10 protein-coding genes are annotated in these 15,193 nt (G+C 59.4%); 7 read left to right on the top strand and 3 right to left on the bottom strand.

Features of this window, described 5'->3' with window-relative positions; all coding sequences use genetic code 11:
* Positions 1-4 precede the first annotated feature (4 nt).
* Positions 5-847: a type II secretion system protein GspC gene (gene gspC / locus FHW76_RS18515; protein ID WP_008807374.1), complete on the bottom strand. Its 843-nt coding sequence runs from the start codon at positions 845-847 to the stop codon at positions 5-7.
* Positions 832-969 carry a hypothetical protein gene (locus FHW76_RS18510; RefSeq protein WP_004219434.1) on the bottom strand — a complete coding sequence of 46 codons (138 nt, stop codon included), beginning with the start codon at positions 967-969 and terminating at the stop codon, positions 832-834. Before FHW76_RS18510 ends, gspC begins: the two co-directional genes overlap by 16 nt.
* Before the next feature lie 184 nt (positions 970-1,153).
* Between FHW76_RS18510 and pulA the strand changes: the two genes are divergently transcribed.
* On the top strand, positions 1,154-4,462 hold the full coding sequence (pulA, locus tag FHW76_RS18505; RefSeq protein ID WP_016160315.1) for a pullulanase-type alpha-1,6-glucosidase: 3,309 nt from the start codon (positions 1,154-1,156) through the stop codon (positions 4,460-4,462).
* Positions 4,463-4,718: 256 nt separating this feature from the next.
* Positions 4,719-5,276 (top strand): type II secretion system assembly factor GspB, encoded by a 558-nt coding sequence (gspB, locus tag FHW76_RS18500; protein ID WP_147716360.1) that lies wholly within the window; start codon positions 4,719-4,721, stop codon positions 5,274-5,276.
* Between the two features lie 39 nt (positions 5,277-5,315).
* Here gspB and gspS read toward each other — a convergent pair whose 3' ends face one another.
* Positions 5,316-5,690 carry a type II secretion system pilot lipoprotein GspS gene (gene gspS, locus FHW76_RS18495; protein WP_147716361.1) on the bottom strand — a complete coding sequence of 125 codons (375 nt, stop codon included), beginning with the start codon at positions 5,688-5,690 and terminating at the stop codon, positions 5,316-5,318.
* Between the two features lie 587 nt (positions 5,691-6,277).
* Between gspS and mrcB the strand changes: the two genes are divergently transcribed.
* The 5 genes from mrcB (at position 6,278) to fhuB (ending at position 14,993) form a co-directional block, all read left to right on the top strand.
* Entirely contained in the window at positions 6,278-8,836 is a 2,559-nt protein-coding gene (gene mrcB, locus FHW76_RS18490; protein WP_016160318.1) for a bifunctional glycosyl transferase/transpeptidase, read from the top strand.
* A gap of 234 nt (positions 8,837-9,070) precedes the next feature.
* Complete coding sequence (gene fhuA, locus FHW76_RS18485; protein ID WP_022065534.1) at positions 9,071-11,278, top strand: ferrichrome porin FhuA; 2,208 nt, start codon at positions 9,071-9,073, stop codon at positions 11,276-11,278.
* 45 nt (positions 11,279-11,323) lie between these two features.
* Positions 11,324-12,121: a Fe3+-hydroxamate ABC transporter ATP-binding protein FhuC gene (gene fhuC, locus FHW76_RS18480; protein WP_023339603.1), complete on the top strand. Its 798-nt coding sequence runs from the start codon at positions 11,324-11,326 to the stop codon at positions 12,119-12,121.
* Positions 12,121-13,014, top strand: coding sequence for a Fe(3+)-hydroxamate ABC transporter substrate-binding protein FhuD (fhuD, locus tag FHW76_RS18475; protein ID WP_183476893.1), 894 nt, complete (start codon positions 12,121-12,123; stop codon positions 13,012-13,014). Before fhuC ends, fhuD begins: the two co-directional genes overlap by 1 nt.
* Positions 13,011-14,993 (top strand): Fe(3+)-hydroxamate ABC transporter permease FhuB, encoded by a 1,983-nt coding sequence (gene fhuB, locus FHW76_RS18470; RefSeq protein WP_008807366.1) that lies wholly within the window; start codon positions 13,011-13,013, stop codon positions 14,991-14,993. The genes fhuD and fhuB overlap by 4 nt, the downstream gene beginning before the upstream one ends.
* Positions 14,994-15,193: the final 200 nt, after the last annotated feature.

Genomic DNA, 15,193 nt, shown 5'->3' with positions numbered 1-15,193 from the left:
GCAATTATTCATCCCCCAGCGCGAAAGCGATATCGTGTCGTTGACCTTCTCGCTCAACGGTCAGCGTTATTTCGGTCTGTTCATTCAGGTGTTGCAGCGCCTGCTGTGCTTGCGCCTGATCGCGTAAATCAATGCCATTTAGGGCAATGGCTAAATCATTTTCCTGCAGGCCGGACTGACGAAATAGCGAGGCGTCTTTGCCTGGATTAAGGCGATAGCCCTGCAGTTTGTCGCCACTGAGCACCGGCGAAATAGATAAATAAGTGAGGATATTTTGCGGCTGTTCGCGGAGTTGCTTCACAAGAGGCGGAGTGGCCGCTGTAGCGGGCGATGACGACGGCGCGCGGGTATCGTTAAATAACAAAATGGCCTCTTTGCGTCCCTGATAGTTAACGATGATCCGGTCGGGAAGAATGGCGACGATCCGCGCATCGTACCCCGGGATAGTATCGCCGGAACTAAGGCTAACCTGCTGATTTCCTTTTTCTATAATGGCGATGGATCGTGCCGGGTTACTGCTGGCGAGCAGACCCGTAAGGCGTAGTTTCAGGCTGGAAACCGGCACCTGATTGAGGTGGGTTGCATCCGTTGGCGCGGGGTTGTTTTTTGCCGCCAGACCAAACAGGGTAAATACAGGCCGTTCGGTTTTTAATTCCGACTCCGCCATTGGAGAAGCGGTTAATGGCAGGGCGGAAATATCCTCAGGACTCACAGGGAATACCACGCGCCAGGTTAATTTCGCCAGCTGGGGGATAGCGGTTATTAATATGATGAGCGTCACAATTTGTGGTAATAATTTAATTATCCCTTTATTTATATTTGTTAACCCCATCACAGAAACTGGCATTTTAATTCCTTTGCTAATTTATTTTTCTGCACGTTGGCGTAATACCCTACCGAAACAGGTAGGTGATTATTGGCTTTTGAATTATTTATTGCCGGAGAGTGGCGATAAGCGTGGCGAATCATAATCAGTTTGCGGTTTCGGGTCGTCATTCCCTTTATTGATTTACTCCCCCGGCTTCCTACGCCCCCCTCTCATTTGTGGGGGATGATTGCGCCCCGGAAAGCAAAAATATCTAATTAGCGCGCTGTAAAGATATTCATCCTTTCTTACCTTTTATAATTTAATAAGCATATTAGGGACTATCGAATGCTCAGATATACCTGTCATGCCCTATTTCTTGGATCGTTAGTATTATTGAGTGGCTGTGATAACAGCTCTTCCTCTTCACCCTCTGGCTCACCGGGTTCACCAGGCAATCCTGGCAACCCAGGCACGCCCGGTACGCCCGACCCGCAGGATGTGGTCGTCCGCTTACCGGACGTTGCCGTCCCTGGCGAAGCGGCGCAGGCTTCCGCCAACCAGGCTGTCATTCACCTTGTCGATATCGCCGGCATCACCAGCAGCACGCCGGCCGACTATGCGACTAAAAACCTCTATCTATGGAATAACGAAACCTGTGATGCGCTGAGCGCGCCGGTGGCGGACTGGAATGATGTCAGCACTACGCCGACCGGCAGCGACAAATATGGCCCTTACTGGGTGATCCCGCTGACTAAAGAGAGCGGATGTATCAACGTTATCGTCCGCGATGGCACCAATAAGCTTATCGACAGCGACCTGCGCGTCTCTTTTGGCGATTTCACCGATCGCACGGTATCGGTCATCGCTGGCAACAGCGCGGTCTATGACTCCCGCGCCGACGCCTTCCGCGCCGCCTTTGGCGTGGCGCTGGCCGATGCGCACTGGGTCGATAAAACCACCCTGCTGTGGCCGGGCGGCGAAAATAAACCCATTGTGCGCCTCTATTACAGCCACAGCAGTAAGGTGGCCGCCGACAGTAACGGCGAATTTACCGATAAATATGTCAAGCTGACCCCCACCACCGTCAGTCAGCAGGTGAGCATGCGCTTCCCGCATCTCGCCAGCTATCCTGCCTTTAAGCTGCCGGATGATGTCAACGTCGATGAATTGCTGCAGGGCGAGACGGTGGCGATATCCGCCGAAAGCGACGGGATCCTTAGCTCCGCCACCCAGGTGCAGACCGCCGGCGTGCTGGACGATACCTATGCCGCTGCCGCCGAGGCGCTGAGCTATGGCGCCCAGCTAACTGATAGCGGCGTGACCTTCCGCGTCTGGGCGCCCACGGCGCAGCAGGTTGAGCTGGTGGTCTACAGCGCCGACAAGAAGGTGGTGGCCAGCCATCCGATGACCCGCGACAGCGCCTCCGGCGCCTGGTCATGGCAGGGGGGAAGCGACCTGAAGGGCGCGTTCTACCGCTACGCGATGACCGTCTACCACCCGCAGTCGCGTAAAGTCGAGCAGTACGAAGTGACCGATCCCTACGCCCATAGTTTGTCGACCAACTCGGAGTACAGCCAGGTGGTCGATCTCAACGACAGCGCGCTGAAGCCGGAAGGCTGGGACGGGCTGACGATGCCGCACGCGCAGAAAACCAAAGCCGACCTGGCGAAAATGACGATCCACGAGTCGCATATTCGCGATCTCTCTGCCTGGGATCAAACCGTTCCCGCCGAACTGCGCGGTAAGTATCTGGCGCTCACCGCCCAGGAGAGCAATATGGTCCAGCATCTGAAACAGCTGTCGGCCTCGGGAGTGACCCATATTGAGCTGCTGCCGGTCTTCGATCTGGCGACGGTCAATGAGTTCAGCGACAAAGTCGCCGATATTCAGCAGCCGTTCAGTCGCCTGTGCGAGATCAACAGCGCGGTGAAGAGCAGCGAGTTCGCGGGCTATTGCGACAGCGGTTCGACGGTCGAAGAGGTGCTGACCCAGCTGAAGCAGAACGACAGCAAGGATAACCCGCAGGTGCAGGCGTTGAATACGCTGGTGGCGCAGACCGACTCCTATAACTGGGGCTACGATCCGTTCCACTACACGGTGCCGGAAGGATCCTACGCCACCGATCCGGAAGGCACGGCGCGCATTAAAGAGTTCCGCACCATGATTCAGGCGATCAAGCAGGATCTGGGAATGAACGTCATTATGGACGTGGTGTACAACCACACCAACGCCGCCGGCCCGACCGACCGCACCTCGGTGCTGGATAAGATCGTCCCCTGGTACTATCAGCGCCTGAATGAAACCACCGGCAGCGTGGAATCGGCCACCTGTTGCTCCGACTCGGCGCCAGAGCACCGGATGTTCGCCAAGCTTATCGCCGATTCACTGGCGGTATGGACCACCGATTATAAGATCGATGGCTTCCGCTTCGACCTGATGGGCTATCATCCGAAAGCGCAGATCCTCTCGGCCTGGGAGCGCATTAAAGCGCTGAACCCGGACATTTATTTCTTTGGTGAAGGCTGGGATTCCAACCAGAGCGATCGCTTTGAAATTGCCTCGCAAATCAATCTGAAAGGCACCGGGATCGGCACGTTCTCCGATCGTCTGCGCGACGCCGTGCGCGGTGGCGGGCCGTTCGATTCCGGCGATGCATTGCGCCAGAATCAGGGGGTGGGCAGCGGCGCCGGCGTTCAGCCAAATGAGCTGACCAGCATGACCGACGATCAGGCGCGCCACCTCGCCGATCTGACCCGTCTGGGCATGGCCGGTAACCTCGCGGACTTCGTGCTGATCGACAAAGACGGCGCGGTGAAGAAAGGCAGCGAGATTGACTATAACGGCGCGCCTGGCGGCTATGCGGCTGACCCGACGGAAGTCGTGAATTATGTGTCAAAACACGACAACCAAACGCTGTGGGACATGATCAGCTATAAAGCTGCTCAGGAGGCGGATCTCGATACCCGCGTCCGGATGCAGGCGGTGTCGCTGGCGACGGTGATGCTCGGCCAGGGGATCGCCTTTGACCAGCAGGGCTCAGAGCTGCTGCGCTCTAAATCTTTTACCCGCGATTCGTATGATTCCGGTGACTGGTTTAACCGCGTGGATTACTCCCTGCAGGACAACAACTACAACGTGGGTATGCCGCGCAGCAGCGATGATGGCAGCAACTATGACATCATCGCCCGGGTAAAAGACGCGGTGGCTACTCCGGGTGAAACGGAGCTCAAGCAGATGACCGCGTTTTATCAGGAGCTGACCGCGCTGCGTAAATCCTCTCCGCTGTTTACCCTCGGTGACGGCGCGACGGTGATGAAGCGTGTGGACTTCCGCAACACCGGCGCCGATCAGCAGACGGGTCTGCTGGTGATGACCATCGATGATGGGATGCAGGCTGGCGCCAGTCTGGACAGCCGTGTCGACGGCATCGTGGTGGCGATCAACGCCGCACCGGAAAGCCGGACGCTGCAGGACTTCGCCGGCACATCGCTGCAGCTGAGCGCCATCCAGCAGGCGGCAGGCGACCGTTCGCTGGCGAGCGGCGTGCAGGTTGCCGCTGACGGCTCGGTCACGCTGCCGGCCTGGTCGGTAGCGGTCCTCGAGCTGCCACAGGGGGAATCGCAGGGCGCTGGCCTGCCGGTGAGCAGTAAATAACATAACGTGGGGCGCCCGTAAGGGCGCCTCTGGCTGATGACAAACCTGTTTCGTTATTGTGCTCGCCTTTCTGCCGGGTGGCGGCTTACGCCTTACCCGGCCTACGAAAGACTGAAATATCAAACAGTTATGAAGTTATCTGTCGGCCCGCACTAGCGTAGCGCCGCCGGGCAATCTCTGAAGAATGCACTTTGTCAGCAGTCTGGGGCGCCCGTAAGGGCGCCTTCTCTGCACCGTGAGGGAACAGGAGACGGTTGTGATTGTTCGTGATGATAGTGAAAGAGGCATCCCGCCTCTGGTGGCGCCTCAGCCGTCCACCGCGCAGGCAGACGCGCCGGTGAGCCGTGGCCGGATGGTGCAGGTCCCCGGCTGGATTATCCCGCTGTACGCCGGATTATTTATCGCGCTCGGCTGGTTTGGCGGCGAGCAGTGGCGCCATCCGTCACCGCCGCAAACGCTGCCTCTGCCGGTGGCTCATGCGGCGCTTTTGCCGTTAACCGCCGCCGGGGAGACCGCGCCAAAAAACCCGCCGTCGGCGGTAAAACCCAGCGCGCCTGCGGCGCCGGTAGTGGACAGCGATACGCTGCCGCCCCTGCGCTACAGCGCCCATGTCTACGCCTCGCTACCGGAAAAGCGCAGCATTGTGTTAAACGGCAAAGCGTGGTCGGAGGGTGATTCCCCGCTGCCCAATCTGGTGGTGGAGCAGATCCAGCAGGATGTGACGATCTTTAGCTTCAACGGCACAACATTTACCCTGGCGGCGCTGGATGACTGGCCAGGCGGGAAAATTGACGAGGAGCCGAAAGGGGAATAAGGGCTACGCGCAATAAAATGCGCGTTGAGAATATTTTGTTTAGTCGCTGCGCAAGCTGGCAATAAAGGGAGCGAGCTGGCGATTAAATTGACTACACTGTGTGGCTTCCGGAGTGCTGTCCTGCAAAAGTTGTTGATAAAGCCGGTCGCTATTTTGGCTTAACGTCGCCACGTCAATATTTCCCCACCCGCGCGCTTTGCCGACATTCACCGCTGCCCGATATATCGTTTCATCGGCGGGGAGATCGCTACGATTACATTTATTCTTGAGATAGCGCATCCCGGCTGCTACCGACGAGAGCTGCTCCAGCTGCGCCTGGCTGCTGATGGCCGGGCTGAGCGTTGAGGCGGGTTTCTGTTGGCAGCCAGAGAGCACGGCGACCACGCAAAGCGAAAATATAAGCGGAATGCGCATAGTAAAGTAATCAAAATAATGAATCACTGGCCGCTAGTTTAACAAAGATTTTCCTGGTGTCATCATAAAATATTATTCTGCATAAATGTTAACAGGCTCTCATTTTTATTGGGAGAAACTCGATTAATTCCCTTTACTTCTCTCAATAATAAATGTTGTCGTCCGGGAAATATATTTTCGGTGTGAGGCGATGCCGCCGCATTTGGCATCAGGGCGAGCGTCATTTTTTATGTTATTAAAAAACATACTCTTTCCCATCTTGTTACGTGCGCAGGAGGTAAAATGCTGGTTAAGAATGTCGCATTTTAGTGCTATCCTGTATGCCCTGAACATTACGTGCTATGTTCTGACCATTTCTGCTGATGATGCGTTTAACATAATGATTTTATGGTGAATTCTTATTGTTAATATCATGTAAAACGAAGCAAACCAACCTCATGAAAGGCTGGCGGCATGTCCTGCCTGCCAGCAGGTTGTCGTCCGAAGGATAAGCAGCCTGGACGTTAATTTGAGAGATTTCTTCTTCCTCTGTGCAGGGGAAGTATTGAGAATCAGGCCCTTGCGCCTGAACGTTGCGGAGAAAAAGCATGGCGGGAGATGACCGCGAGCCTATCGGACGTAAGGGGAGACCCTCACGTCCGACAAAACAAAAAGTTACCCGTCGCCGGGTCCGGGAAGAGGACTACGACGATGAGTATGATGACGATGATTATGAGGATGAGAAACCGGTGCCGAGAAAAGGAAAAGGCAACGGTGGCAAACCTCGTCGTAAGCGCCGCTGGCTGTGGCTGCTGGTCAAGCTGGGGATTGTCTTCGCGGTGCTGATTGCCGCCTATGGCGTCTACCTCGATCAGAAAATCCGCAGCCGCATTGACGGTAAAGTCTGGGAGCTGCCGGCCGCGGTTTATGGCCGGATGGTGAATCTTGAGCCGGATATGCAGATCAGCAAAAACGAGATGGTGCGTCTGCTGAACGCCACCCAGTATCGTCAGGTCAGCGCGATGACGCGCCCGGGCGAATACACCGTGCAGGCCAATAGCATCGAGATGATCCGTCGTCCGTTCGATTTCCCGGACAGTAAAGAAGGGCAGGTGCGCGCGCGTCTGACCTTCGATGGCGACCATCTGGAGACCATCGAGAATATGGATAATAACCGCCAGTTCGGTTTCTTCCGTCTCGATCCGCGTCTTATTACCATGCTGCAGTCGCCGAACGGTGAGCAGCGCCTGTTCGTGAAGCGCAGTGGCTTCCCGGATCTGCTGGTGGATACGCTGCTGGCGACCGAAGACCGCCACTTCTACGAGCACGATGGTATCAGCCTGTATTCCATCGGCCGCGCGGTGCTGGCGAACCTGACGGCAGGTCGTACGGTGCAGGGGGCGAGTACCCTGACCCAGCAGCTGGTGAAAAACCTGTTCCTCTCCAGCGAGCGCTCCTACTGGCGTAAAGCCAACGAAGCGTATATGGCGCTGATCGTCGATGCCCGTTACAGCAAGGATCGCATCCTTGAGCTGTATATGAACGAGGTGTACCTCGGCCAGAGCGGCGATAATGAAATTCGCGGCTTCCCGCTGGCCAGCCTGTACTACTTTGGCCGTCCGGTGGAAGAGCTGAGCCTCGATCAGCAGGCGCTGCTGGTGGGGATGGTGAAAGGGGCGTCGGTGTATAACCCGTGGCGCAACCCGAAACTGGCCCTTGAGCGACGCAATCTGGTGCTGCGTCTGCTGCAGCAGCAGCAGGTTATCGACCAGGAGCTGTACGATATGCTGAGCGCGCGTCCGCTGGGCGTGCAGCCGCGCGGCGGGGTGATTTCACCGCAGCCGGCCTTTATGCAGATGGTTCGTCAGGAGCTGCAGGCGAAGCTGGGCGATAAAGTGAAAGATCTCTCCGGCGTGAAGATCTTCACCACCTTCGACTCGGTGGCGCAGGATGCGGCGGAAAAAGCGGCTACTGAAGGGATCCCGGTACTGAAGAAACAGCGCAAGCTGGCAGATCTGGAAACCGCCATGGTGGTGGTGGACCGCTTTACCGGTGAAGTGCGGGCGATGGTCGGCGGCGCGGAGCCGCAGTTCGCCGGCTACAACCGCGCGATGCAGGCCCGCCGGTCGATTGGTTCTCTGGCCAAGCCGGCGACCTATCTGACCGCGCTGAGCCAGCCGAACCAGTATCGCCTGAACACCTGGATCGCCGATGCGCCGGTGACCATTCGCCTGTCCAACGGCCAGACGTGGTCCCCGCAGAACGACGATCGTCGCTTCAGCGGCCAGGTGATGCTGGTGGATGCCTTGACCCGCTCGATGAACGTCCCGACGGTTAACCTCGGGATGGCGCTGGGCTTGCCGGCGGTCGTCGATACCTGGACTAAACTGGGGGCGCCGAAGAATCAGCTCAACGCGGTGCCGGCGATGCTGCTGGGTGCGCTGAACCTGACGCCGATTGAAGTGGCGCAGGCCTTCCAGACGATTGCCAGCGGCGGCAACCGTGCGCCGCTGTCCGCCCTGCGGTCAGTGATTGCGGAAGATGGCACGGTGCTTTACCAGAGCTACCCGCAGGCGGAACGCGCCGTGCCTGCCCAGGCGGCCTACATGACGCTGTGGACCATGCAGCAGGTGGTGCAGCGCGGCACGGGGCGTCAGCTGGGCGCGAAGTATCCGGGCCTGCATCTGGCGGGGAAAACCGGGACCACCAACAATAACGTCGATACCTGGTTCGCCGGCATCGACGGTAGCCAGGTGACCATCACCTGGGTGGGCCGCGACAACAACCAGCCGACCAAACTGTACGGCGCCAGCGGCGCGATGTCGATTTACCAGCGCTATCTGGCGAACCAGACGCCAACGCCGCTGGCGTTGACGGCGCCGGAAGACGTGGTCGACATGGGCGTGGACAGCAACGGCAACCTCGTCTGCAGCGGTGGCGTCCGTTCGCTGCCGGTCTGGACGACGCAGCCGGATGCGCTGTGCCGCCAGGGAGAGATGATGCAGCAGCAGCAGTTGCAGCAGCAGGAAGCGAACAACCCGTTTAATCAGTCCGGGCAACAGCAGCCGCAGCAGCAACAGCAACAGCAACAGCAGCAACAGCCGAAGCAGCAGGAGAAGAGCGACGGCGTCGCGGGCTGGATCAAGGATATGTTCGGCAGTAACTGATTTTGGCCGCACAACCCGACCCCTTAATACGAAAGTATTAAGGGGTTTTTTTATACCTGTAAAAAAGTTAACGCCTCTTTAACTCCATAATAACTATCTGGTTATTAATTCGGCCTTCGGTCTCGCCAGGCTGGCATATCGCTTGCCTTGCCTTCGGCGTTTCGCCTATTATATCGCCCGTCATAATAATAATTATCGTTTACGTTATCATTCACTTTCATCAGAGATATACCCATGGCGCGTCCAAAAACTGCTCAGCCAAATCACTCGCTGCGTAAAATCGCAGTCGTAGTAGCCACGGCGGTTAGCGGCATGTCTGTCTATGCACAGGCTGCGGAACAACCGAAACAAGAAGAGACTATCACCGTCGTTGCGGCACCGGCCGCCCAGGAAAGTGCCTGGGGACCGGCGCCGACCATCGCGGCAAAACGCTCTGCCACGGCGACGAAAACCGATACCCCGATCGAAAAAACGCCGCAGTCTGTCTCGGTGGTCACGCGCCAGGAGATGGAGATGCGCCAGCCGACCACGGTAAAAGAGGCGCTCTCCTATACGCCGAGCGTCTTCTCCACCCGCGGTAGCTCGACCACCTATGATGTGGTCACCATCCGCGGTTTCACTACCTCGACGACCGTCAATACCAACCAGTATCTGGACGGCATGAAGCTGCAGGGAAATAACTACTCTGAAGTCTCCATGGACCCGTATTTCCTCGAGCGCGTGGAAGTGATGCGCGGGCCAACCTCGGTGCTGTACGGCAACAGCAACCCTGGCGGTATCGTCAGCATGGTCAGCAAACGCCCGACCACTGAGCCGCTGAAAGAAGTGCAGTTCAAGATGGGCACCGACAACCTGTGGCAGACCGGGTTTGACTTCAGCGACGCCATTGATGATGCCGGCGTCTGGTCCTATCGCCTGACCGGCCTGGGCCGCAGCCAGGATACCCAGCAGCAGATGGCGAAGTCTACACGCTATGCGGTGGCGCCGTCCTTTAGCTGGCGCCCGGACGATAAAACCGACTTCACCTTCCTGAGCAACTTCCAGAATGACCCGGATGCGGGCTACTACGGCTGGCTGCCGCGCGAAGGCACCGTGGTGCCGTATTACGATGCCAACGGGAAGGCGCACAAGCTGCCGACCGATTTCAACGAAGGCGAGGCGGATAATAAGATCTCGCGCCGCCAGAAGATGGTGGGTTATAGCTTCTCCCATCAGTTTGATGACACCTTTACCGTGCGGCAGAACCTGCGCTATGCCGAGGTTGATACCTTGTATCGCTCGGTGTACGGGAATGGCTATGTCGCCCCGGGCTACATGAATCGCGCCTATGTGCGTTCTGATGAGCACCTGAACACCTTTACCGTCGATACCCAGCTGCAGTCTGCTTTCGCCACCGGCGCGGTCAGCCATACGCTGCTGACCGGCGTAGATTACTCGCGGATGCGCAACGATGTGGATGCCGACTACGGGACGGCGGATCCTATCAGCATGAGCAACCCGCAATACGGCAACCCGAATATTCAGGTCACTTTCCCGTACGCGGTCCTCAACCGAATGGAGCAGACGGGCCTGTACGCGCAGGATCAGATGGAGTGGGATAAGTGGGTCATGACCCTGGGCGGCCGTTACGATTACGCCACCACCTCAACATTAACTCGCTCCAGCAACAGCCTGGCGGAGAATCACGACCAGCAGTTCACCTGGCGCGGCGGTATCAATTACCTGTTTGATAACGGCATCTCTCCGTACTTCAGCTACAGCGAATCCTTCGAGCCGGTATCGGGCTCCGGGCTTAACGGCCAGCCGTTCGATCCGTCGCGTGGCAAGCAGTATGAAGCTGGCGTGAAATATGTGCCGAAAGACATGCCGGTGGTGGTCACCGCCGCGGTCTATCAGCTGACCAAAGATAAGAACCTGACGGCGGATCCGGCTAACCAGGCGTTCAGCATCCAGACCGGCGAGATCCGCTCCCGCGGCCTTGAACTGGAGGCGAAAGCGGCGGTGAACGCCAATATCAACGTCACCGCGGCCTACAGCTATACCGATGCGGAATACACTCACGATACGGTGTTCAACGGCAAGCGTCCGGCGGAAGTGCCGCGTAACATGGCGTCGCTGTGGGCGGATTACACCTTCCACGAAACCGCGCTCAGCGGTCTGACGGTCGGCGCCGGGGCGCGCTATATCGGTTCTACGGTCAGCTATTACAAAACTGACACCAGCACCGGTAACAAAAATGATGCCTTCAATGTGGCCGGTTATGCGCTGATGGATGCGACGGTCAAATACGATCTGGCGCGCTTTGGCCTGCCGGGCTCTTCGGTCGGCGTCAACGTCAACAACCTGTTTGACCGCGAATATGTCTCCAGCTGCTATAGCGAATACGCCTGCTACTGGGGTGCGGGACGTCAGGTTGTCGCGACCGCAACCTTCCGCTTCTAACTACTCACGGGCGCGGTTCGCCGCGCCCAACATCAGGTTGTTGCTATGCAGGAACAGACTCCTCACTCTGAGACCACCTTTGCGTTAAATGGCGTGACCTTTCGCGTACCAGGTCGCACGCTGCTTCACCCCCTTTCGTTAACCTTCCCGGCAGGAAAAGTGACTGGCCTGATAGGCCATAACGGTTCCGGCAAATCCACATTACTGAAAATGCTCGGCCGCCATCAGCCGCCTTCCGCGGGCGAGGTGCTGCTGGACGGCCAGCCGCTGGAGAGCTGGAGTAGCAAGGCGTTTGCCCGCAAAGTGGCCTATCTGCCGCAGCAGCTGCCGGCGGCGGAAGGGATGACAGTTCGCGAGCTGGTGGCGATAGGTCGCTACCCGTGGCATGGCGCGCTGGGGCGCTTCGGCGCGGCGGATCGCGAAAAGGTGGAAGAGGCGATCGCGCTGGTGGGGCTGAAGCCTTTGGCGCAGCGGCTGGTGGACAGTCTCTCCGGCGGCGAGCGTCAGCGGGCGTGGATCGCCATGCTGGTGGCGCAGGATAGCCGCTGTCTGCTGCTTGATGAACCGACCTCGGCGCTGGATATCGCCCATCAGGTCGATGTGCTCGCGCTGGTGCATCGTCTCAGCCAGCAGCGTGGCCTGACGGTGATCGCGGTCCTGCATGATATCAATATGGCTGCCCGCTACTGCGATTATCTGGTCGCGCTGCGCGGTGGGGAAATGATCGCCCAGGGGACGCCAGCAGTACTGATGCGCAGCGACACGCTGGAACAAATCTACGGCATCCCGATGGGGATCCTGCCGCACCCGGCGGGCGCGGCGCCGGTAAGTTTTGTCTATTGATGATGAACCCAACTCTGATAACCCGACGCCGCCTGCTGACCGCGATGGCGCTCTCGCCGCTGCTGTGGCAGATGCGCGGCGCGCAGGCGGCGAACATTGACCCGCAGCGCGTCGTCGCGCTGGAGTGGCTGCCGGCCGAACTGCTGCTGGCGCTTGGCGTCACGCCCTACGGCGTGGCCGACATTCCCAACTATCGCCTGTGGGTGAACGAACCCGCGCTGCCCGCGTCGGTAATCGATGTCGGCCTGCGCACCGAACCCAATCTTGAGCTGCTGACGCAGATGAAACCGTCGTTTATCGTCTGGTCGGCAGGCTATGGCCCGTCGCCGGAAAAGCTGGCGCGTATCGCGCCTGGCCGCGGATTCACCTTCAGCGACGGCAAACGGCCGCTGGCGATGGCCCAGCGTTCGCTACTGGAAATGGCCGACCTGCTGGGTAAACAACAGCAGGCGAAGCGCCATCTGGCGGAATTCGACGCGCTGATGGAGAACCTGCGTCCGCGATTTGCCGGGCGTGGCGATCGCCCACTGCTGATGATTTCGCTGCTCGATGCCCGCCACGTGCTGGTATTTGGTGAGAACTGCCTGTTCCAGGAGGTGCTTGACCGCTTTGGCATTCAAAACGCCTGGCGCGGCGAAGCGGCATTCTGGGGCAGCGTCACCGTCGGTATTGATCGGCTGGCGGCATTTAACGAGGCCGATGTGATCTGTTTCGATCATGGCAACGATCGGGAGATGGCCCAGCTGTTGGCGACCCCGCTGTGGCAGGCGATGCCGTTCGTGCGCGCGGGGCGTTTCCAGCGGGTTCCGGCGGTGTGGTTCTATGGCGCGATGCTGTCGGCGATGCATTTCGCCCGCGTGCTGGCCGATGCGCAGGGGAGGGCGGCGATATGAACGCGCGTCTCTCGCCGTTAGCCATTCTCCTGCTGACCGGGCTGCTGGTTGCCGCTTTCGCGCTGAGCATCGTCAACCTCAATGTCGCTTTACCTTACGCGCAATGGCGTCAGGCGCTGTGGCAGCCGGATATCGATAATATCGCCCAGATGCTGTTCCATTACAGCCTGCTGCCGAGGCTGGCGATATCGCTGCTGGTCGGCGCCGGGCTGGGGCTGGTCGGCGTGCTGTTCCAGCAGGTGCTGCGTAACCCGCTGGCGGAGCCAACCACGCTCGGCGTCGCCACCGGCGCACAGCTGGGAATGACGGTGACGACGCTATGGGCCATCCCTGGCGTGCTGGCCTCGCAGTTTGCGGCGCTGGCTGGGGCTTGTCTGGTGGGGGCGCTGGTGTTTGGCGTCTCGTGGGGCAAACGTCTGTCGCCGGTGACGCTGATCCTGGCCGGCCTGGTAGTGAGTCTCTATTGCGGCGCGGTCAATCAGCTGATGGTGATTTTCCATCACGATCAGCTGCAAAGCATGTTCCTGTGGAGTACCGGCACCCTGACGCAGACCGACTGGAGCGTGGTGCAACGCCTGTGGCCGCAGCTGCTCGGCGGCGCGATGTTGACGCTGTTATTGCTACGCCCGTTAACCCTGATGGGACTCGATGATGGCGTGGCGCGCAACCTTGGGCTGGCGCTGTCTCTGGCGCGGCTTGGCGTGCTGACGCTGGCGATTGCCATCAGCGCGCTGCTGGTTAACGCGGTCGGCATTATCGGCTTTATCGGTCTGTTCGCGCCGCTGCTGGCGAAAATGCTCGGCGCCCGCCGCCTGCTGCCGCGATTGCTGCTGGCGGCGCTAATTGGCGCGTTGATCCTGTGGCTTTCCGATCAAATTATTCTCTGGCTCAGCCGGGTCTGGCGGGAAGTCTCGACCGGGTCAGTCACCGCGCTGATTGGCGCGCCTTTATTGCTGTGGCTGCTGCCGCGGCTGCGCAGCATCAGCGCCCCGGTGATGAACGGCGGCGATAAAGCGCTGATTGAGCGCCGCCACGTGCCGTGGTTCGCGCTGGGCGGCTTAGCGCTGCTGCTGTTGGCGATAACCGCCGCGCTGACCTTTGGTCGCGATGCCCATGGCTGGCAGTGGGCCAGCGGCGATCTGCTGGCGCAACTGATGCCCTGGCGCTGGCCACGTGTGCTCTCGGCGCTGTTCGCCGGGGTGATGCTGGCGGTCGCGGGCTGCATCATTCAACGCCTGACCGGCAACCCGATGGCCAGCCCGGAAGTACTGGGCATCAGCTCTGGCGCGGCGTTCGGTGTGGTATTGATGCTGTTCTTCGTGCCGGGCAACGCCTTTGTCTGGCTGCTGCCTGCCGGCAGCCTTGGCGCGGCGGCAACGCTGCTGGTTATTCTGATCGCCGCCGGGCGCGGCGGTTTCTCGCCGCACCGGATGCTGCTGGCGGGGATGGCGCTGAGTACCGCCTTCACCATGCTGTTGATGATGCTGCAGGCCAGCGGCGATCCGCGAATGGCGCAGATCCTGACGTGGATGTCCGGTTCGACCTATAGCGCGACGCCGGAGATGGCGCTGCGTAGTGGCGTGGTGATGCTGGCGCTGCTGGCGCTGGCGCCGCTCTGCCGCCGCTGGCTGACCATTTTGCCGCTGGGCGGCGAGGCGGCGCGGGCGGTGGGGATGGCGCTGACGCCATCGCGTATCGGGTTGCTGCTGCTGGCGGCGAGCCTGACGGCGACGGCGACGCTCACCATTGGGCCGTTAAGTTTCGTTGGCCTGATGGCGCCGCATATTGCGAGGATGCTGGGATTCCGCCGGACGATGCCGCATATGGTGATTTCCGGGTTGACGGGCGGGATGCTGCTGGTCTTTGCCGACTGGTGCGGGCGGATGATTATGTTCCCCTACCAGATCCCGGCGGGGCTGTTGTCGACGTTTATCGGCGCGCCGTACTTTATCTATTTGCTGAGAAAGCAGAGCCGCTAACGATCCTGGATGGCCTCAATATCCCCGGTGGCGCTAGCGCTTACCGGGGCTACAGCGCTGTGCAATTTGGTAGCCCGGACAAGGCGCAGCGCGCCGCCTCCGGGAAACTCCCCGGTGGCGCTAGCGCTTACCGGGGCTACAGCGCTGTGCGATTTGGTAGCCCGGACAAGGCGCAGCGCGCCGCCTCCGGGAAAATCCCT

Origin of the sequence: Klebsiella sp. RC2, from assembly GCF_014192815.1 — a bacterium.
GTDB classification, from domain to species: Bacteria; Pseudomonadota; Gammaproteobacteria; order Enterobacterales; family Enterobacteriaceae; genus Klebsiella; species Klebsiella variicola.
This window is presented reverse-complemented; position numbering and strand designations above follow the sequence as displayed.